This window comes from Terasakiella sp. 4MB5A (genome assembly GCF_050058155.1).
GTDB lineage: Bacteria > Pseudomonadota > Alphaproteobacteria > Rhodospirillales > Terasakiellaceae > Terasakiella > Terasakiella halodenitrificans.
Genome location: NZ_CP188815.1, coordinates 370,177 through 389,260, shown reverse-complemented (window position 1 = coordinate 389,260; position 19,084 = coordinate 370,177). Strand labels below are relative to the sequence as shown.

Genomic DNA, 19,084 nt, shown 5'->3' with positions numbered 1-19,084 from the left:
AACAGCAAAAAAGACAAACAGAAATCGCATTGCTTACACCAACTTGACCGTGAAATCTGGCAAGCCCTCAATTGTACAGACCATGACATCCCCAGCCTTAACCGCCCCGACACCTGCCGGCGTTCCGGTAAAGATAATATCACCAGGCAACAGGGCATCATAACTTTCCAGATGCGCCATAATTTCTTGCACATCATAAATCATTTGGCCCAAATCACCTTGTTGACGCACGTCCCCATTGACGGACAAACGGATGGCACCCCGGCTCATATCCCCACATTGATCTGCCAATGTCAGCTGTGAAACCGCTGCCGCACCTGTGAAATTTTTCGAGGTATCCCACGGCATACCGGTTTCTTTTGCTACGGCTTGCACATCACGTTTGGTAAAATCAATCCCGATGCCATAGGCATAGACCTCAGCATTTTCACCCAAGGCAACAACAAGTTCGACTTCATAGTGCAGGTCATTTGTGGCGCGCGGATAATCAATCGTCACCTCATCCACGCCTGCCGCAACCGCATGGGCGGACTTGGAAAAGAACTTGGGTTTTACTTTTTGCGGGTCCCCACCCATCTCCCGGATATGTTCACCATAATTTTTCGCAACACAATGAACGCGACGAATGGGGAATTCATCCTCCGTTCCGGCAATTTTTAACGCAGGTGGGGTCCAAAGCGGCAGAACGTAACTCATTATAAACTCCAAAGCTGGACAGACGGGTAAACGGGTTATATGTTTGTATCCATAACATTTAATCTAAAACCATCCGAGAGGTTTTTTGGTGTCTGATCTTGGTACGAAAAATCAAAAAACAAATATTGGCCCTTTAAATGAGTTGATGACCTATCACCTGCGCCGCGCACAGGTTTCGTCTTTCAACAATTTTTCAGGGGCTATGGGCGAGATCCAGGTCACACCCGGCCAGTTCGGCGTTCTCACTTTGATCGCCAGTAATGAAGGCATGTCACAATCAGCTGTGGCCCGGTCATTAGGGGTGGAACGTTCCACAATGGTTGCTGTCATTGACGGACTGGAAAATCGTGGTCTTGTCATTCGCAAACCCTCCCCGACAGACCGTCGCTCCAACGCACTGGTCCTCAGCGAGGAAGGTCAACGGGTTTACGAACGCGGGCTGGAACTGGCAAAAGAAAGCGACAAAGTCACAACCAGCGGTCTTAGCGAAGAAGAAAGCGTCCAGCTTATTACGCTTTTGCGCAAACTTAATAGTGCAGCTGGGCTTTAAGTCTTTTTTCTGGAAAATATGGTTTAGTCTGGCAACTCATTAACCAGACCATAAGTATAAAGGCTGGCGGGAACGGATTGAATGCGCACATGGCGGTGATAGCCGGTTCGCACCATATTGTGCGTCAGCAACAAGGTGTCTTCTTCACCGTTGCAGTTCAAGCGCACAAATTCTGTGACCGTCTGCGGTCCTTCACCAAACCCGGACAGCTTTTGCTTCCAATCCATCTCGATCACCAAATTGGGTTCCGGTGCGCGTTGTTTTTGCATCGCCAGATCCTGAAAACCGACCAGATCGATCTTGCCTCCGCGCCAGCTGGCGTAAGTCAGCGCAGAAATACGTTTGCTGGCCCCCAACCATTGCGTATAGACCGCCGTTTCAACCAAACGTCCATAAACGTCATCATTGGGTAAGACAGGGCCAAAAAGGGCGGCATACCAACTGGGTGAGGTAATATAAACCTTAAAAGACACCGCACGCTGAAACCGTTTGGCATTTTTATCCACCCGATGCAAACGCCGGATCAACCAAGCGGATTCCAAAAAATCGAGATATTTGCGCAAGGTATTTTTGGCAATTTTGGTTTCACGGGCCAGTTCCTCAATACTCACTTCAAGCGCCGTATTATAAGCAAGCAAAGTAAAAAGGTGAGATAATCCCTTTAAATCGTTAATCCCAAAAAAGGATGCTGTGTCTTTATGCAGCAAACGTTCAATCATCCCGTCGCGTACAAAAAGCGGTGAAGGCGCACCTTGTATTTTCCCAAGGATACTCTCAGGAAAGCCACCGTAATTAATGTAATAGTTTAACTCCCGGTTGAGCGCAGATAGGTTTGAATGATTAAATGCCAACCTGTGCTGTGCAGGATCACCGCCAAACAATTCCTGCTCACGTCCACGAAAGCGTAAAAATTCAGCAAAACTGACAGGTGGTAAAACGGCTACATCGTAACCGGGATCTTTGGCTTCAATTTCTTCTGCCAACGGGACACCCGCCGACAATGCCGCAACAATGCGAACCTGTGGAAAATCTTTTGCAACTTTTTTCAGGTCGCCTTCCCAATCAGCGATATATTGCATGTCATCCAAAAAAGCATAAAGCGTCTTGCCTTCTGCCGTTTCAGCATTGCGCGCCATGAACAATTCAATAATTTTATAAAAACCAACATCCCAATAAGTCGGCGTGCCGAGAGATGCCAATAAAACATGTCGAGGCGATACACCACCTTCGATCAAACGCGCGACCATCTGGCGGACCATAACGGTTTTACCAACACGGCGCGGACCGGATAAAACAACCGCACGCCCAATGTCGCCTTGTTCAACCTTTTGGGCAAATTGTTCAAAAAACAGGCGCTTGGACGGTTGTTTAAACTTAGGGGGTGCCTGATCGTCCAATGCCCACCACGGGTTATCGAACAACAAGCGGTTTTTAACCGTCTCAACCCCATATGTTTCCATATTGCAAATGCCCCAACCTGTTTCTTAAACCTTTATTATGGCAAGAGAATACGCAAGCTTTGACCTAAGCGCAAGGCAATGATCTTAGAAAGTTCGTTTCGGCATCCGATTATAGCTATTCATAAACCGTTGGTAGTTTTTTCTGTAATTCAAATACTTGCGCAACTTGAAAAAACTAAAAATCGCCATCACAAAAACTGTGAATACGATAAGGAATCCACCAAAAGCGATACCGATAAATCCTTGTTTCCAATCAGGACAAAAGAACTTTATATGAAAATGAGCACAAAGGTTCAGTAAACAAAGACCGTCATCCCGCACTTGATGCGGGACCCAGTTATATAAATAAGGTCACTATTTCTCATTCAATACAAATGGGTCCCCGTTTTCACGGGGATGACGGCATAAGGCATTATCACCACAGGAGGGGCAACTTACTTTCTAGAGCATGTCCCTTTTGATTTGAATCATGTGTCATGCTCTAGATTATTGATTTTACGCAAATACGTCGTCGCAATCTAAACAGATTGCTCGGGATTTGCTCTAGGCTTCGCCGCGCGCCGGGTAACCTTTTGCAAGGATGAAGTCCAGATTAGCCAGCAGACCGGATAAGTCCGGGCGTAAAAACGGCATGGTTTGGATATCGGCAAAATAAAGCGTTTGATCGGGGCGAACCATCAACAGACCCGGTTCTGCAAAAATTTCAGGTTCCTCAACCCCTGTCGAGGTTACACCGATTCCGTTAGAGACAAAAAGCCCCAGTTTACGAGCATCTTCGATGGATAGGCCATAGCTCATGGGAAGATTGGCAATATCCCATTCTTCCACAGCCATCTGTGCACGTTCTTGTGTGTCCGAACTGGTCACCAACAAATCAATGCCACGTTCCTTCAACCCGTCGACCAATTTTGTCAGTTTGCCCAAATACATTTTGCACAATGGGCAATGATACCCACGATAGACAACGATCATGGTGAAATTTTCGGGGGACCGTTCCGATAGGCGCCATGTAGATCCATCCAATGATGTAACGGCAAAATCAGGAACTTCTTTACGGGGGGTGATCATATTCAAACTCCTTTATTGAATGATCGTTCAAAAATAAGTCAAAAAAATATTTTTGTAAATTCACATCCTTGTGAACAGCTTCTTAATCGAGAATTTTCAAAGCCAGACGGGTTGTGGTGGTTAAGGTTTCCTTACTGGTGGAACTTTTGGCCAGAACACGCAATCCCTGTACCGTACTGACCAGAAAACGCGCAATATCTTCTGCTGCTTCTTCAGTTTTAAATTCCCCGCTAATTTGACCGTCACGCACCACATCACAAAATGCTTGCGCAATTTCAACCAAGTTATCTTGCACCAAGTCTTTGATTTGTGGATCAACTTGTGACATTTCCACCGCACTGTTAGACATAAGACACCCGAGCTTTCGACCTTCGCCCAATGAAAATTCGATCAAATCATTGAAAAATTCTTCTAATCTGGGTCGCGCGGGGCCAGGGGAAACCAGCTTATTCAACCGTTGACGCACGACCGTATTGCGATAATGTCCAATTGCATCAAGGAACAATTGGTGTTTATCCCCAAAACAGTCGTAAAGCGAGCCCGGTTTCAAGCCCGTTGCGTTCTGAATATCCATCATCGACGTCGCCCCATAACCTTTTTCCCAAAACAAGGTCATGACCTGTGTAAGAACCGTTTCTTTATCGAAGGAACGCGGACGAGCCATAATTTTAGATCCATTAAATGAATGATCATTCAAAAATAAAGGAAAAGATTTTTAAAATCAAGGGCGGTGTCTTTCATTCTACACTTGGCTTCTTTTCGCGAAATGGTTTAAAACAACAAGAAGAAGCCAATCATATGAGTGTAAGCCCATGTCTTTACCCAAAAATCCTGTCGTGATCATCCCTGCGCGTATGGCATCCGAACGCTTGCCCGGCAAACCGTTGGCCGATATTCATGGCGAACCCATGATTGTCCATGTTTGGCGCCGTGCGATGGAGGCTAAAATCGGTCCCGTTTTTGTCGCCTGCGCAGAAAAAGAAATTGCCGATGCTGTCATTGCAGCCGGGGGGCATGCGGTTTTAACCCGCCCGGATCATCCCAGCGGGTCTGACCGGGTTTACGAAGCGGTCCAAGCCATTGACCCGGACGAAAAATATGATGCCATCGTCAATGTGCAAGGCGATCTGCCAACACTGGACCCCGAGATCGTGCGCAAAGTCTTCGCCCCTTTGGGTAAAGAGGTTGTCGATATTTCCACACTCGCTGTGGAAATCAGTGAAGAATCGGAAAAAACCAACCCGAATGTGGTCAAAGCCGTGGTCGGGTTTGAAGACGGCGCAAACGTGGGGCACGGGCTTTATTTCACCCGCGCCACCGCCCCTTATGGCAACGGCCCGCTTTATCACCATATCGGTCTTTATGCTTTCCGCCGGAATGCTTTGCAGCGTTTTGTCCATCTCGCCCCCGGTGTGCTGGAACAACGCGAAAAACTCGAACAACTGCGCGCCCTTGAAAATGGCATGCGCATTGATGTCGCCCTCGTTGACACCGTCCCCTTGGGCGTTGATACTCCCGAAGATTTAGAACGCGCACGCACTGCGCTTAAATAAGAAATAGGTAGAGAAAGCAAATGTCTGATTTGTCCCGTCCGGTTGATCCGGCCAAACTTATCGCCTTTCAAGGTGAACATGGTGCTTATTCGGATTTGGCATGCCGCATGTCACGCCCCGAAATGACAACAATGCCGTGTCGGACATTTGAAGATGCCTTTAGCGCAGTACGTGACGGCAAAGCCGGCCTCGCCATGATCCCGATTGAAAATTCAGTGGCCGGGCGGGTTGCCGACATTCATCACCTGTTACCAGAATCCGGCTTGCATATCATTGGGGAACATTACCAACGCATCAACCATCACCTGTTGGCTGTTCCCGGTACAAAACTGGAAGACGTCACCGAAGTTTACAGCCATGTACATGCCCTGAACCAATGCCGTGATTTCTTAAAAGAACACAATATCAGACCCATCGTTGCTGTTGATACCGCCGGGTCCGCCAAAGAAATTGCAAAATCGGGCGACACCACCCGCGCAGTTATTGCCTCTGAACTGGCTGGTGAAATTTACGGGCTAACCTCACTCGCCGCTGATATTGAAGATGCCGAACACAACACCACCCGTTTTATCGTGATGTCAAAAGAAGCCATCGTGCCACACTCAAAGGCAGGGATGTCTGTAACTTCTTTTGTCTTTCGGGTACGCAACGTGCCCGCCGCCTTGTTCAAGGCCTTGGGTGGGTTTGCCACCAACGGTGTGAATATTACCAAGTTGGAAAGCTATATTGTGGATGGCAGTTTTGTTGCCGCTCAATTCTATGCCGATTGCGAAGGTCATCCCGACAACCGTAATCTGCGCCTTGCCTTGGAAGAACTCGAATTCTTCACTCAAACGGTTAAAATTCTTGGTGTTTACCCCCCCCATCCCTACCGTTTACAGCAAAAAATCACAGATGAATAAAGAAAGGGCCCGGATCAAACCGGGCTCAGACTGCTGACAAAGTGTTTTTCGTAGATAATTGACCAAAATTGTCATCCCGCACTTGATGCGGGATCCATTTACAATCAACGGGTTAAATATCGCTCATTGGATGAAGATGGATCCCCGATCGAGGTCGGGGATGACAGCTTAGGGCTTTGTCAATAACCTGAGAGCCCAGATCAAACCGGGCTTTTTTTTACAAAGCTATGTCATAGCGAATGAAATCGGTTAAATCTGCGACTTTGTTATAAAGCGCCTGTGCCGTTTCATTTTGCTTGTCCGTATGCCAGTAAAGTTTCGCAGCACCTTTTGATAATGCTTCTTCTTTCAAAGCCGTAATCAAAGCCCGACCCGTACCGCGTGAACGTAGCGTCTGATCCACATACAGGTCTTCCAGATAACAATAAGATGTCTGAAACCATGTTGTTCCATGAAAAAAGAAATGGGCAAAACCGATTAAACGGTCATTTTCTATGGCCGCAAACCCTTGTAAAGGATCAGCCTCGTTCATCAAGCGCATCCAGACGGCACGGTTTTGCAATTCGCCCAGATCAACTTTGTAAAAATCAAGATAGCTTTGCCACAACATAAGCCACTGGTCAAAATCACCTTCTTGTATCATACGGATATTCATAAGATTTTTACTTCCTTTTTATAAGAACGTTCACGCCATAAAATGTAGATGCCACTGGCCACAATCACCAGACTGCCGACAATCGTCGCCTGTTCGGGAAAAACCTGCCAGAACACCCAATCAAACAGTGCCCCCCAAATCAAGGCAGTATATTCCATCGGACTAACCACAACAGTAGGGGCGGCACGCACGGCTTCTGTCATGCAATAAGCCGCCACACCCCCGACAAGCCCCATGATAAGGGACCATCCCCACATGGCAGGTGTCATGTCCTGCCAAAACATAATCGTACCGATCCCCCCAACAATTGCCATACCTGTCATCGTCCAAAAACTGAAACTCAAGGCTGTTTCAGTTTCACGATATTTACGGGCCAAGACCTGTGCCAATGCAAAGCTAACCGCAACAATAAGCAAATAACCACTGCCATCCCCAAAAATGCCATCATCCGGTTTTAAAACAATAACCACCCCTCCAAATCCGGCCAGCATCGCTAGGACACGGTGAACGCCAATTCGTTCCCCCATAAGCAGGGCGGAAAAGCATACGGCAAAGAACGGTGCTGCAAAGCTTAACGCCAAGGCATTCGCCAAAGACATGTAACGCAGCCCGATAGTAAAGGAAGCAAAGGCAGCCACCGCACATAACATACGCGCAATATGCACAACTGGACGTCGCGTATAGACCGCACGTACCCCACCCTTACGCCAGGCAATAATCAATAAAGGCAACAAACCGAACAGAGAGCGAAAGAACATAACTTGCGGCGCACTCATGCTGTCGGTCAGATGCTTAATGACAGCATCCATGACACTCATAAATGCCATCCCAAGTGCCATCAGAATCAAGCCACGGGAAATATCAGAAAGGTTGGACATGGAGAATGCCTCCTGTGAAAAGCGGACTTCCCCATTACCGAAATATATCTTTATTTTTTCAGGGGAAGACCCCTTAAAAAATAAAGGAATCTTATGATTTATTTGCCGGTTTAACCATTGTACCGAGGCGTCGACCGCCAAAGATATGAACATGCAGGTGTGGAACTTCCTGCCCGCCGTCTTCACCAATGTTCGATAAAATGCGATAACCGCTTTCCGTAACACCAGCCTCGCGGGCCACCACACCGATTGCGCGGATATATCCTGCAATCTCTGCATCGGACGCATTGGCACTGAAATCGTCAAAACTGACATACGCACCTTTTGGGATCACGAGCGTATGCACAGGGGCTTGCGGCGCAATATCTTTAAATGCCAGCGCATAGTCGTTTTCATACACTTTCTCACACGGGATTTCGCCGCGCAGAATTTTTGCGAAAATGTTGTTTGAATCGTATGCCATGGCTTTAAAGCTCTCTAAATAATGCCGTAAGTTGTTCGAGGGTGCCTACCTTGTCGAAAAAAAGAAAACCTGACAAGGGAATTTTTGTATGGATACATTTCTATCCTCACCTTCACCCCTTACGCCAAGGCGCATCCAATTGGAAAATTTCGCCAAGGGTTGCGTAGTCCTTATAGCCCAATCGCGAGATCGGATTGACCTTTTTCAAGTCAACTTTACCATCCACCAAAACCCCATCATCAATATGAATGCCAACCACATGCCCAAAGATTGCCGTGTTGCGTTCTGACTCCTGATCACACAAAAGCGGGATAATCTCGGTTAAAACGCATTCCAGATGAATCGGTGATTTTTTAATTCTTTTCGGTTTGATTAAGGTGGACGGAATCATCTCCAGGCCTGCGAGCACTGCTTCATCCATGTCAGGATGTTCGGGTGCAGCTGTACGAAACATCTCATATTTCAAGTCGTACGTTGCAATGTTAACAACAAATTCTTTTGTATTTTCAATATTTTGCAAAGTATCTTTACGATCGGAATGTGGTGATTTCCCGTTAATCGCAATCATTAGCTGAGGTGGATTTTGCGCTATACCATTAAAAAAACTAAAGGGTGCAACGTTGCCGATACCTTCCCGATTCGCCGTGCTGACCCAACCGATAGGGCGCGGCGCAATACAGGCTTTGAAAGGATGATGGGGCAGGGGATGGGATTCATTTGTTTTAAAAAACATAAATTTTTTTTCTCTAACTTCAAACGTGTTTTCTAACTTCATATGCATTTGCAAACACATATTGCCTTAAAACCATCAAAAGGGCAAAATGCGTTCATGTCTGATCAAAAATTAACTGGCCCCAGCATAAAACAAATCCCGGCAGGTGACGACCGTGAACGCCTTGTCTGCCCGGATTGTGGATTTATCGATTATCGCAATCCCCGCATCGTCGTCGGGGCCGTTTGCACATGGGAAGATCAATTCCTGCTGTGTCGGCGCGCGATTGAGCCCTCTTATGGCAAATGGACGTTCCCTGCCGGATTTATGGAACTGGACGAAACCGTCGCCCAAGGGGCTGCCCGCGAAGCCAAGGAAGAAGCCGGTGTCGATGTGGATATTCAGGACATCATCGGCATTTACGAGGTCCCGCAGGTCGGTCACGTTATGATTATGCACCGCGCCCCGATGCAAAGCCCCTTTTTTGAAGCCGGCAGCGAAAGCCTGGAAGTCGCCCTGTTCAACTGGGCCGATATTCCGTGGGATGACCTTGCTTTTCCCTCGGTAGAATGGACGCTGCGACGGTTTATGGAAGTCAAGGATCAGCAGACGGTGCCTGCCATTTACAAAACATCCGAATACATCCATATCACTTAAATCGTGTATGGCGATTTTCAATAGCAGCTGTTAGAATAGGCCCATGTCTTCTAATATTCGCATATCCGGGTCAACAACCCAGCCGGTCGTCGGTGATCGCGGCTCTTACGGTGCAGACCGGGAAGAACGTGTTCGTATTGCCAAAACGACCCGCCGCGACGGCCCTGATATTCGCGGTGCGCTTGAACGCCTGCGCCGTCTTCTGGCCTCAGGTGAGCCTTTGCGCGACGATGTGCCACGCGGCTATTACTTGAATATTCTAGTCTGACATCTCATTTTGCATGGTTACCTGTGACCACAGTCATAGCGTGCCCTGTCTATATTTCCGATGAATAGCCCCCCTCATAGACAAAGGAAAGAATTATGCGCTCTCTTATCTCTCTGACCGCCTTGCTAACAACCGCACTCATTCTAACGGCCTGTGGTGATGAAGACAAAAAGGCTGAACAGAAAGACAACGCACCAACAAAAACCGTTGAACAAGCTGCAAAAACACCAGCCCCGGCACCAACCCCCACCAAGGAAGAACCCATCGCCAAGGCTGAAAGCGATGACAAAAACCTTGATATGACACCGGCAGAAGCATTGGAAAATATGCAACGTGATGCGGGTCGTGTTGCGGATAAAGCCGAAGAGTTAGCTGGAAAAGCAGCCGATGCGGCCAAAAATGCCGCTGCATCTTTCAGCAATGTCATAAGCGGTGGTGATGCGGAAAAAGGCGAGAACGTATTCAAAAAATGCAAAGCCTGTCACACGGTTGAACAAGGCGGCAAGAATAAAGTCGGCCCAAACCTGTTTGGCGTGGTCGGACGTAAGGCCGGCAGCGTTGCAGATTTCAAATATTCAAACGGCATGCAAGCCCTTGATCTCACTTGGGATACAGGCCTGATTGCAACCTACGTTGAGAACCCCACCACTTTCCTGCGCGACCAAACCGGTGATGCCACAGCCCGCAGCAAAATGACTTTCAAGCTAAAAGACGAACAAGACCGCAAAGATGTTGCCGCTTATCTGGCAACGTTTAAATAGGCTCTCATTGTCGCCATCCCTGTAAAGCGGGGGTGGCGCCCTTACCCTTCCAAATCTTCCACGCTTTCCGCCTCGATAATGTCGCGGGCAAGGTCGTAGGAAAAACCGGCGCGGGCCATTGCCGCGAGGTCTTTTTCTTTGTAGCCCTCGCGTTTTTCTGGCAAACGGTAAGGGCCGAGCTTGCGCCGTTTGGCAAGGGCAAGGGCTGCGTCACGTTCCAGATTTTCGCTTTGTGTTTCTTCTTTCAAAGCTGCCAAAGCCTGCGCGATATGGTTCTCAGATAGGCCCTTTTCCATTAACTTCATACGGATCACACGTTGAGAGGTACCTTTGCGGTGCAAAGCGCCTGCGCGTCCCTCGGCATAACGGGCATCATTGATGAAATTTGCTGCCTCCAACTTGTTCAACAAGTCTTCAATCCAGTCGACCCCGTCTTGGATAGAAGTCTCGTGATAATAGTTTGATGTCTGGACATGACGCATCAACACATTGCGCAAATTTTCACGCGATGTGGCAAAACGATCAATGTAGCGCAGCGCCTTGTTGCGCAGCGACTCTTTGGTCAACGGCCTTGGAATTTTTTTATCTTGTGACATATCTCACTTAGAATGCAGTCATTTATCTGATACAACAAATATAAATTTATTTAGCCAAAAAGAGAATCCTTTATGCATCCCACTGAAGTCAATCCCAATGCCGGAAACTGGCTGGGCCTGTGGACGCTTTACTCACGCGAAGTGCGCCGCTTTTTAAAAGTCTATACCCAGACTTTGCTTGCCCCGCTGGTCACCACCCTCTTATTCCTTGCTGTTTTCAGCCTTGCCTTGGGTCGCTCGGTTGAACAAATCGGATCGGTTCCATTTCTGGAATTCCTCGCCCCTGGTCTGGTCATGATGGCCATTACACAAAATGCCTTTGCCAATACCTCCAGTTCCATCCTGATTGCCAAGGTTCAGGGCAATATTGTTGATACCCTGATGCCGCCCTTGACCGCGCATGAGCTAACCTTTGCCTTTGCAATGGGCGGGACCACACGCGGGCTGGTGATCGGGGCCTTGATTGTTGCGGTGATGAGCCTGTTTGTCCCGATGGGCATGGAAAATGCCGCCCTTATCCTTTATCACGGTTTCATGGGTGCGTTGATGCTGTCCCTGTTCGGGGTTGTCGGTGGTGTCTGGTCGGTAAAATTCGATCACATCGCAGCGGTTACAAACTTTGTGGTGACACCGTTATCCTTCCTGTCCGGCACTTTTTATTCCATCGAACGATTGCCGGAACTGGGTAAATTCCTTGCGCACTTAAACCCGTTTTTCTACATGATCGACGGTTTCCGGGCCGGTTTTATCGGTCATGCCGACAGCAATATCCTCACGGGTATTTTAGTTATGGCCGGGGTCAATGCCTTCTTATGGATCCTGTCCTATCGCATGTTCAAAACAGGTTACAAACTGAAAGCGTAACCCATCAAACCCACTCAATATAAAAAAAGTAAAAAAGCCGCCGGATATAATCACCGGCGGCTTTTTTATGCATTCTATCGCGTTTGCCTTAAAGGACAGACTCGATCCATTCCTGCAATTTGTTCTTGGGCAGAGCACCAATTTTAGTGGCTGCAACCTGACCGTCTTTGAACAACATCAATGTCGGAATACCGCGCACACCGAATTTAGACGGCGTACCGGGGTTTTCGTCGATATTGATTTTTGCAATGGTCACTTTACCGCCCAGTTCGTCGGACAGTTCTTCCAGTGCCGGTGCAATCTGTTTACACGGGCCACACCATTCGGCCCAGAAATCGACCAGAACGGGTTTATCGGAATTTACGACATCTGCATCAAAGCTGTCGTCTGTAATCTTTTTGGTCATTGTCTTATCCTAGTTGGGTAAGGCTTTAAAAAATAGCGTGGCTCTGAATTTAAGGTCGACACGCCTGCGCGTCAAGTCACCTGAAACTATAAAAAAGCTATTCCAGCATATTTTCCGGTATCTCCATCAGCCTTGGCGTGTCCGTCCATAACAACACGCAACGTACCAATCTATCTGGATAAATCGCCTGCAAGGCTGCACGATAGGCTTTCATCTGATTAATATAAATTTGCGGAACTTTTTTAACTGAACGCGGCGGCGGGCGATTGGTTTTGTAATCAACGATTACAATTTCACGCTCCCCGATCAGGAGTCGGTCCACCTGCGCGGAAATTACCCGCCCATTCACCGTCCCGACAATTGGCACCTCGGCCTGTGACCCCGGTGCAAACACATCCGCAAAATCATCATCACACAAAACACGCAAGGTTTCACAGGCAATCTCGTCCTGCTGTGCCGCGCTTAAGCCATGCGCCGGACCAGCTAGATAGGTACGCGCGGCTTCTTCGCGCTCCCCTTCTGGTAATTCCGGCAAGGTCTGCAACAAGGCGTGAATGATATTCCCGCGTTTGAAACGATAACCATGATCATCGCCTAAGGGCGAACGCGTTGCCGGTTCCATCTCAGTTGGGCGGGACGGGGCAAGGGGGCGGGGCGGGCTGGGTTCTGATTTGGGATTACTACGTGCCCAAGGTGGCAAAGATTCAATCACCACATTCAGGCGATCCGGTCCTTTTTCCACTTTGGCTTCTTTTTCCTGTGCACAAACCAGACGCAAAATCTCGCTTTCGTCGATTTCGTCACACGATTCAAGGAACGTATCATCCAGCTTGTCCGCAACCTCTTTCAAGCCTTCGTGGGCCAGATTGTACCAACAGTGCGCCGGGGCTGCCCGCTTGGTTTCCCATCCACAGATATAAAGCCGATCTTCAGCCCGTGTCAGCGCGACATACAACAGACGACGGTATTCCTCATCCTGTTTCTGGGCAAGGCGGTCTTTTTCAGCACTTGCAATCTCTTCAAAAAATTCCGCTTTCGGCGGCCAGATAAACAGCTCAGTTCCCATTTCTTTATCAAAGGGCCATAACAGTTTTGATCCTTTGCTGGGCACCTGCATGGTATCGGGCATAAAGACGATAGGCGCTTGCAGACCTTTCGCCCCATGTACCGTCATCACGCGTACCGCATTTTGGCTAGCCTGTTCCAGATCCCGTTTGACTTCTGTATCCCCTGTTTCCAGCCATGCCAGAAAACTTTCCAGTGCGGGGGCGTGACTGCGTTCAAAATTCAGGGCCAAATCCAGAAATTCATTGATCGGGTCTTCGGCTTCCACCCCCAAACGGGCAATCAACTTGCGCCGCCCGCCCAGCGCCGTCAGCACATAAGTAAACAATTCAAACGGACGGACATAGTCGGTACGCGCCATCAAATCCGCCAAATAATTATGGGCCGTATGGAAACGCAAATCGCTTTTAGCCTTATCACGCAAAGCCGACCACAAACTGCCCGGACGTTTATAGGCAAGATCAAACAAGTCTTCGTCGCTCAGGCCCAGCAACGGTCCTTTCAACACGCAGGCCAATTGCAAATCATCATCGGGTTGCAGCAAAAACCGCCCCAACGCCACCAGATCCATCACCGCGATTTGTTCGCCCAGAACCATCCGGTCAACCCCGGCCACCGCGATATCCAATTCCTTCAAGGCACGCACCAGTTCTTCGACAAAACCGCTGCGCCTGCGCACCAGCACCATGATATCTCCGGGCTGGATAGGACGACCTTTTGCCTCCAATAACTCGTGGGACAAGACCATTTTTTGAATGCGCTTGGCGATTAATTTGGCAAGACGTGCACGTGGACTATCGACCTGCAAACGTTCCACCGGGGGTTTCCACGGTTGCGCCGGTGTGGCGGCACTCGGACGGATCGGCGGCCAGATTTCCACCAGTCCGCCATCACTTTGACGCCACGCATCATGTCGAATGGCATCATCAATTTCGACACCTTGCGCAACGCTTGGATCTTTAAAAATCGCATCAACAGCTTGCAACACCGCCCGTGTCGATCGAAACGACATGGTCATAGGCACTTCGCGCCAGATACGTTGTGATTTCGGCACCTGATCAGCGAAGAGATGTTTCATCCGATCAAATTCTGCCGGATCAGCCCCTTGGAAACTGTAGATCGACTGTTTTACATCCCCCACGGCGAAGATTGTCCGAGGGTTTTTCCCATCATGGACTCCGTCACCGACGAAAAATTCCTGTGTTAAGGCTTCTATCACCCGCCATTGGTCCGGATTGGTATCCTGAGCTTCATCGACCAAAACATGTTCGATGCCCCCATCCAACTTATATAAAACCCACGGCACCGACTCATGAGTCAATAAATCACGGGTTTTCAAGATCAAATCATCGTAATCCAGCACCGCTTGGTTTCGTTTTTGGCGATCATAGGAATCCAGCAGGGATTTACCGATCCGCAACAAGGCATGGGTGGATTGCAGGGTCACCGCTGCGCGCACTTTTCGTGCGGTGCGCAACATCCGTTCGCCTTCCACCGTCAGGACATCAATGGCCCCCAAACTATCTGCCGCTGCCCCTTTGGTGATCAAGGTTTTGCGCAGCTCCCCCTTGCCTGTCAGGAAAGCATCGCGATAGGCATCAAAAAACGCCAGACGCTCGGTTTGTGTGGAACTCAGCCATTTTGCCAGCATGTGCCCGCGTTCCATATCGCCCTTGCTGCCATTGAGCAACGCTTCCATCGCAACGCGCAGACCCAATGCATCGAAACTATGTTGATCACAGGCCTGATCCACAATGCGCGACGGTGTATCACCGGGTTGCAGGTCCATCCGATCCGCCAGAACCGCGACAAGTTTGCGCACCCCGCCATGATGATCCAGCACCCGGCGCAATCGACCACGTGCCCCGGCCAATGCCCCGATCAATTCAGGAAAGGCCGTTTCGTGAATTTGCGAGGTAACAAGGCGCAAGGCCTCATACAGTTCCGGTGTGCGCCCCAACCGGGCATCCAGCATGACCTCGTCTTGTGCTTTTTTCAGCAATTCTGCCGCATTACGTTCATCCATGACCTGAAAATGCGGGGCCAATCCGGCTTCCAGCGGGAAACGACGCAACAAAGACTGACAAAAGGCATGGATGGTCTGAATTTGCATGCCGCCCGGTGCATCCAGCACATGGGCAAACAATTGACGGGCAAGCACAAATTCACTTTCACTGGGGTCACGGCTTAACAATTCGCCCAGTGTTTCGCGCAAATCATTATCCGGCATAACCGACCATTGCCCCAGCTTATCGGCAATCCGGTTGGACATTTCAGCAGCCGCAGCTTTGGTAAAGGTCAGACACAAGATATGATGGGGCTTGGTCCCCGTCACCATCAATGACAGCACACGATCGGTCAAAACCTTGGTTTTACCAGTCCCCGCATTGGCTGCCACCCAAACGGATGCCTTGGGGTCAGATGCTTGGCGCTGCACTACATTAGGATCCAGAAGATCGCTCATTCCTCTCCCTCCTGTGCAGCGGTGGACCATTCCTTGATGCGGGCCAGATGTTCATAGTCAGAATATTTCGGGGCATTTTCAGGATTGGGCCGCGATCCATAGGGCGCTTCGATCCGGTCATAGGCCGCGACCAGTCCTTGCAAGCCTTCCAATGCATCCGCCGCCGTCTGCGCCGGATTATCGGTTGCCGCTTGGCGTTTACCGGCTTCTTGTGCGCCACGTAAACGCCAGAATTCCAATTCTTTTACATCACGCGGGCCAAACTGTTCAAACCCGCCTGCCATTGCAATCACGGCTTCCAACGGCAATTGCGGGGCAAACCCGGCTTCCACCTCTTTTTTGGTGGGCGGGACCCCGGTTTTATAATCAATAATGGCGATTTCCCCATCCTTGAACAGATCAACCCGATCCGCCTTGGCAGAAATGGTAAAGGGGCCAGCCGGCGCCTCAAACGTCAGGCCGCCTTCAATCTCGCTATAACTTTTGGCAATCAAGGCCCGACGACCCTGTTCCTGTGCCACAAACCAATCACAAATCCGTTCAAACCGGGGCCACCAAAACGCCCAGATACCGGGGTTTTCCAGTTCTGCACCAAAAACTTCCCGCCCAATCGCACGCAGTTCTTCTACTGCATTATCCGGTAAGTCACGTGGGTATCTATCCATAAATTTTTCTAATGATTCATGTATAATATTACCATAATCTGCCGCGCCGGGATCGGCGTCAATCGGATCTAGTTTCCTGATTTTTAATATTTCTTTGGCATACAGGCCATACGGATCACGCATCCATTCTTCAACACGCGTTACATACAGATGACGCGGACGTGCACTCACCGGTGGGCGCGGGGCGGGCGGAGCGACCGCCTGAATTTTTGCAACATAATCAAGGGCAGCCTGCATGGAAAGCCAACCTGCATTGCCTTTAAAATCCTCTGCCAGTTCCGTCCCGCTTAGTCGATTTTCCAAACGGCGCAACCAGCGCGAACGCACTGTTGGTGTGCCATCCACACGATCAGAACGCGTAATCACCACACGTGGGGCGCAAAAATGCTGGGCAAAATCATGGGCGGTTTGCCCGATATGAAATTCCGGCAGTGGCAAACCGAAATCGCGCATAATCGGGCGGCTCATCCACGGACTTGCGGTGGTATCAGGGGGCCATGTGCCCTCGTTCAACCCAGCCAGTACGACAAGGTCAAACTGCTGCAAACGCGCCTCGAACAAACCAAGGATTGACAGACGCGGGTGCGCCCCGAATTTAGGGCGAACAGCCCGACCCGCCAATAACGCATCAAGCAAGGCAGGGTAGCTGGCACAATCCAGTTCGCCAAACCCGTTTGCAGCCTCGATCAGTTCACTGATGAAATCGGCGCAGGTTTCGCCCGCTTCCCCCGCCCATAGGCGCTGCGCACCTGTTTCCACATCTATACTGGCCATTTGTTCAGCCACCCGGATATGAGCTTCAACCAGTTTCAGGATATCAGTTTTTTTGCGCTTCATCACTTTGTTAAACGGATGAAAGGCTTTGTCCAACGCATCCAGTAAACCGTTCAGTTCATCCAATATCTTTTTCTGATGCACACTGAGACGTTTTGTACGTTTGCGCCAATCGGCTTCGCGCTTTTCCAAGGCACTGCGCAACCCTGCCAGGCCACCTGCCGGACGAGGGCCACGCAGGCTATAAAGTTCCAACCGTCGCACCTGACGGCGAAAAACCTTGCTGTCCATTCCAGCCGCACTAAAGGGGTGTTTACACAGGGCCAACAAGGCAACAGGGGCAAAATCATCCACAACACATTGGGCCAATAAACGCAAAAAAGCCCCGACAGGACTATGTTGCAACGGAATACCGGCCGAATCATCAATCTCAATCTGCCATCGGCGCAATTCCGAAGCCACACGGCGCGCCAAGTTCCGATCCGGGGTGACAAGGGCGGCTGTATTACCCGCAAATTCCAGCTCGTTTCGCAGCATCAGGGCAATGGCCCCGGCTTCTTCAAACGGGGTCGGGCAATCCAGACGTTCCACCCCGGCCAAAAGACCATTGGCGGGATGGGCCATCGTTCGCCATTTATCGGTGCTGGCGGCGGGTAACATGGCTTCGCTTAACAAACGAGCACGTAAGGGATGCGCCCCTGGCAAGGCAAAATCACCCCAATCACGAACTTCTTGCAGGACCGTGCGCATATGGCGCAACAACTGACGCAATCCATATTGCGGATGGTTGGGGTCGAGATTATCCCAGTCATCGTCGGCCATAAACCGATCAAGACCCGGCAAAACCACCATACCGTTTTCCATACGCGCCACACAAGCCAGCAAGTCCGCCACTGCCGGAATAGAGGCAGTTGAACCGGCAGCAATAACCGGATGTTTTGCCGGGGTCTTTTCCCAAACCTGACGCTGCGCCGCCAACAGACGATTACGACGTTCTGCCGGGTCCAGCACGCCTTCGCTTTCCAAGATCAACGGCCAGTGTTCCGTCAAAATCTTCAGAAAATCGAGGGTGATATTCCAATGTTCCGAATAATCTTCCGGCACAAGGCTTTGTAAATCTCTAAAATTCAACCCTTCGGTATGGACCTGATCAAGCAGGCTTGCCAACTCATTTGCCAATTGCGCAGCCTGATCGGCGGTCGTTTTTTCTTTTTCAAAACCAAGGATCAAACGGGTCAAAAGTATCTGACGGCGCAAGGGCGCAATGGCGGGCTTAATCGCGTTTAACCCACCGATATCCTGCCAGCCGGTCAAGGCCAGTTCATCTTCATCCAGATCACCGATCGGCTGCATACGTGGCAACAACATAGCCTTGCCGTCGCCATAACGCAAAAAAGCATCGCGCACCGTGCGACAGGCCCGTCGCGTCGGTAACAACAATGTGACTTGGGACAAGGTTTCCGGCCGTTCCCCAAATTTTTCCATAACGCCATGCACCAATGCATCCGCAAAGGAGACATGGGGGGAAATGCTATAAACGTTTGGCGATCTCGTGTTCATGTCATGTTTGTAATGGGAAAGAAAACAGCGGTCCAGACAGAAATCATGCCAGCGATTATTTTACGAC

19 protein-coding genes are annotated in these 19,084 nt (G+C 49.7%); 7 read left to right on the top strand and 12 right to left on the bottom strand.

The features are described from left to right. Positions 1-33: 33 nt before the first annotated feature. Complete coding sequence (locus tag ACI0FF_RS01890) at positions 34-696, bottom strand: fumarylacetoacetate hydrolase family protein (protein ID WP_419798465.1); 663 nt, start codon at positions 694-696, stop codon at positions 34-36. Between the two features lie 88 nt (positions 697-784). On the opposite strand from ACI0FF_RS01890, the gene ACI0FF_RS01885 reads away from it, so the two are divergent. Next, positions 785-1,246 carry a MarR family winged helix-turn-helix transcriptional regulator gene (locus tag ACI0FF_RS01885; protein ID WP_419798464.1) on the top strand — a complete coding sequence of 154 codons (462 nt, stop codon included), beginning with the start codon at positions 785-787 and terminating at the stop codon, positions 1,244-1,246. 23 nt (positions 1,247-1,269) lie between these two features. On the opposite strand, the gene ACI0FF_RS01880 is transcribed toward ACI0FF_RS01885, so the two are convergent. The 3 genes from ACI0FF_RS01880 to ACI0FF_RS01870 form a co-directional block, all read right to left on the bottom strand. Then, positions 1,270-2,706: an ATP-binding protein gene (locus tag ACI0FF_RS01880; RefSeq protein WP_419798463.1), complete on the bottom strand. Its 1,437-nt coding sequence runs from the start codon at positions 2,704-2,706 to the stop codon at positions 1,270-1,272. Between the two features lie 543 nt (positions 2,707-3,249). Beyond that, on the bottom strand, positions 3,250-3,774 hold the full coding sequence (locus tag ACI0FF_RS01875) for a peroxiredoxin-like family protein (protein WP_419798462.1): 525 nt from the start codon (positions 3,772-3,774) through the stop codon (positions 3,250-3,252). An 82-nt stretch (positions 3,775-3,856) separates the two neighbouring features. Next, positions 3,857-4,438, bottom strand: coding sequence for a TetR/AcrR family transcriptional regulator (locus ACI0FF_RS01870; RefSeq protein WP_419798461.1), 582 nt, complete (start codon positions 4,436-4,438; stop codon positions 3,857-3,859). 148 nt (positions 4,439-4,586) lie between these two features. On the opposite strand from ACI0FF_RS01870, the gene ACI0FF_RS01865 reads away from it, so the two are divergent. Beyond that, complete coding sequence (locus ACI0FF_RS01865) at positions 4,587-5,327, top strand: 3-deoxy-manno-octulosonate cytidylyltransferase (RefSeq protein ID WP_419798460.1); 741 nt, start codon at positions 4,587-4,589, stop codon at positions 5,325-5,327. 20 nt (positions 5,328-5,347) lie between these two features. Beyond that, entirely contained in the window at positions 5,348-6,229 is an 882-nt protein-coding gene (locus ACI0FF_RS01860) for a prephenate dehydratase (protein WP_419798459.1), read from the top strand. Between the two features lie 217 nt (positions 6,230-6,446). On the opposite strand, the gene ACI0FF_RS01855 is transcribed toward ACI0FF_RS01860, so the two are convergent. The 4 genes from ACI0FF_RS01855 to ACI0FF_RS01840 all read right to left on the bottom strand — a co-directional run bounded on the left by ACI0FF_RS01855 (position 6,447) and on the right by ACI0FF_RS01840 (position 9,006). Further along, positions 6,447-6,884: a GNAT family N-acetyltransferase gene (locus tag ACI0FF_RS01855; protein ID WP_419798458.1), complete on the bottom strand. Its 438-nt coding sequence runs from the start codon at positions 6,882-6,884 to the stop codon at positions 6,447-6,449. Continuing rightward, positions 6,881-7,762, bottom strand: a complete 882-nt coding sequence (locus ACI0FF_RS01850; RefSeq protein WP_419798457.1) for a DMT family transporter — start codon at positions 7,760-7,762, stop codon at positions 6,881-6,883. Before ACI0FF_RS01850 ends, ACI0FF_RS01855 begins: the two co-directional genes overlap by 4 nt. 91 nt (positions 7,763-7,853) lie before the next feature. Next, a complete protein-coding gene (locus ACI0FF_RS01845; protein WP_419798456.1) occupies positions 7,854-8,225 on the bottom strand; it encodes a histidine triad nucleotide-binding protein in 372 nt (123 codons plus the stop codon). A 112-nt stretch (positions 8,226-8,337) separates the two neighbouring features. Next, on the bottom strand, positions 8,338-9,006 hold the full coding sequence (locus ACI0FF_RS01840; protein WP_419799678.1) for a flavin reductase family protein: 669 nt from the start codon (positions 9,004-9,006) through the stop codon (positions 8,338-8,340). Positions 9,007-9,054: 48 nt separating this feature from the next. On the opposite strand from ACI0FF_RS01840, the gene ACI0FF_RS01835 reads away from it, so the two are divergent. The 3 genes from ACI0FF_RS01835 to ACI0FF_RS01825 all read left to right on the top strand — a co-directional run bounded on the left by ACI0FF_RS01835 (position 9,055) and on the right by ACI0FF_RS01825 (position 10,623). After that, positions 9,055-9,594, top strand: coding sequence for an NUDIX hydrolase (locus tag ACI0FF_RS01835; RefSeq protein ID WP_419798455.1), 540 nt, complete (start codon positions 9,055-9,057; stop codon positions 9,592-9,594). A 43-nt stretch (positions 9,595-9,637) separates the two neighbouring features. After that, positions 9,638-9,862: a hypothetical protein gene (locus tag ACI0FF_RS01830; protein WP_419798454.1), complete on the top strand. Its 225-nt coding sequence runs from the start codon at positions 9,638-9,640 to the stop codon at positions 9,860-9,862. Between the two features lie 95 nt (positions 9,863-9,957). After that, a complete protein-coding gene (locus ACI0FF_RS01825; RefSeq protein WP_419798453.1) occupies positions 9,958-10,623 on the top strand; it encodes a c-type cytochrome in 666 nt (221 codons plus the stop codon). Between the two features lie 41 nt (positions 10,624-10,664). Here the strand turns inward: ACI0FF_RS01825 and ACI0FF_RS01820 are convergent, their stop codons facing one another. Beyond that, complete coding sequence (locus tag ACI0FF_RS01820) at positions 10,665-11,219, bottom strand: regulatory protein RecX (RefSeq protein WP_419798452.1); 555 nt, start codon at positions 11,217-11,219, stop codon at positions 10,665-10,667. 72 nt (positions 11,220-11,291) lie between these two features. On the opposite strand from ACI0FF_RS01820, the gene ACI0FF_RS01815 reads away from it, so the two are divergent. Continuing rightward, a complete protein-coding gene (locus ACI0FF_RS01815) occupies positions 11,292-12,083 on the top strand; it encodes an ABC transporter permease (protein WP_419798451.1) in 792 nt (263 codons plus the stop codon). Between the two features lie 88 nt (positions 12,084-12,171). Here the strand turns inward: ACI0FF_RS01815 and trxA are convergent, their stop codons facing one another. The 3 genes from trxA to addB form a co-directional block, all read right to left on the bottom strand. Beyond that, on the bottom strand, positions 12,172-12,489 hold the full coding sequence (gene trxA, locus ACI0FF_RS01810; protein ID WP_188665181.1) for a thioredoxin TrxA: 318 nt from the start codon (positions 12,487-12,489) through the stop codon (positions 12,172-12,174). 97 nt (positions 12,490-12,586) lie between these two features. After that, on the bottom strand, positions 12,587-16,018 hold the full coding sequence (addA, locus tag ACI0FF_RS01805; RefSeq protein ID WP_419798450.1) for a double-strand break repair helicase AddA: 3,432 nt from the start codon (positions 16,016-16,018) through the stop codon (positions 12,587-12,589). Beyond that, positions 16,015-19,017 carry a double-strand break repair protein AddB gene (addB, locus tag ACI0FF_RS01800; RefSeq protein ID WP_419798449.1) on the bottom strand — a complete coding sequence of 1,001 codons (3,003 nt, stop codon included), beginning with the start codon at positions 19,015-19,017 and terminating at the stop codon, positions 16,015-16,017. The genes addA and addB overlap by 4 nt, the downstream gene beginning before the upstream one ends. Positions 19,018-19,084 lie beyond the last annotated feature (67 nt).

Excerpts from the sequence above, each read along its gene's own strand:
- ACI0FF_RS01840 (WP_419799678.1), bottom strand. The coding sequence starts at position 9,006 with ATGCATATGAAGTTAGAAAACACGTTTGAAGTTAGAGAAAAAAAATTT.
- ACI0FF_RS01880 (WP_419798463.1), bottom strand. The coding sequence starts at position 2,706 with ATGGAAACATATGGGGTTGAGACGGTTAAAAACCGCTTGTTGTTCGAT.
- ACI0FF_RS01860 (WP_419798459.1), top strand. The coding sequence starts at position 5,348 with ATGTCTGATTTGTCCCGTCCGGTTGATCCGGCCAAACTTATCGCCTTT.
- ACI0FF_RS01850 (WP_419798457.1), bottom strand. The coding sequence starts at position 7,762 with ATGTCCAACCTTTCTGATATTTCCCGTGGCTTGATTCTGATGGCACTT.
- ACI0FF_RS01855 (WP_419798458.1), bottom strand. The coding sequence starts at position 6,884 with ATGAATATCCGTATGATACAAGAAGGTGATTTTGACCAGTGGCTTATG.
- ACI0FF_RS01865 (WP_419798460.1), top strand. The coding sequence starts at position 4,587 with ATGTCTTTACCCAAAAATCCTGTCGTGATCATCCCTGCGCGTATGGCA.
- ACI0FF_RS01820 (WP_419798452.1), bottom strand. The coding sequence starts at position 11,219 with ATGTCACAAGATAAAAAAATTCCAAGGCCGTTGACCAAAGAGTCGCTG.
- ACI0FF_RS01870 (WP_419798461.1), bottom strand. The coding sequence starts at position 4,438 with ATGGCTCGTCCGCGTTCCTTCGATAAAGAAACGGTTCTTACACAGGTC.
- addB (WP_419798449.1), bottom strand. The coding sequence starts at position 19,017 with ATGAACACGAGATCGCCAAACGTTTATAGCATTTCCCCCCATGTCTCC.
- ACI0FF_RS01825 (WP_419798453.1), top strand. The coding sequence starts at position 9,958 with ATGCGCTCTCTTATCTCTCTGACCGCCTTGCTAACAACCGCACTCATT.
- ACI0FF_RS01830 (WP_419798454.1), top strand. The coding sequence starts at position 9,638 with ATGTCTTCTAATATTCGCATATCCGGGTCAACAACCCAGCCGGTCGTC.
- ACI0FF_RS01875 (WP_419798462.1), bottom strand. The coding sequence starts at position 3,774 with ATGATCACCCCCCGTAAAGAAGTTCCTGATTTTGCCGTTACATCATTG.
- ACI0FF_RS01815 (WP_419798451.1), top strand. The coding sequence starts at position 11,292 with ATGCATCCCACTGAAGTCAATCCCAATGCCGGAAACTGGCTGGGCCTG.
- ACI0FF_RS01890 (WP_419798465.1), bottom strand. The coding sequence starts at position 696 with ATGAGTTACGTTCTGCCGCTTTGGACCCCACCTGCGTTAAAAATTGCC.
- addA (WP_419798450.1), bottom strand. The coding sequence starts at position 16,018 with ATGAGCGATCTTCTGGATCCTAATGTAGTGCAGCGCCAAGCATCTGAC.
- ACI0FF_RS01835 (WP_419798455.1), top strand. The coding sequence starts at position 9,055 with ATGTCTGATCAAAAATTAACTGGCCCCAGCATAAAACAAATCCCGGCA.
- ACI0FF_RS01845 (WP_419798456.1), bottom strand. The coding sequence starts at position 8,225 with ATGGCATACGATTCAAACAACATTTTCGCAAAAATTCTGCGCGGCGAA.
- trxA (WP_188665181.1), bottom strand. The coding sequence starts at position 12,489 with ATGACCAAAAAGATTACAGACGACAGCTTTGATGCAGATGTCGTAAAT.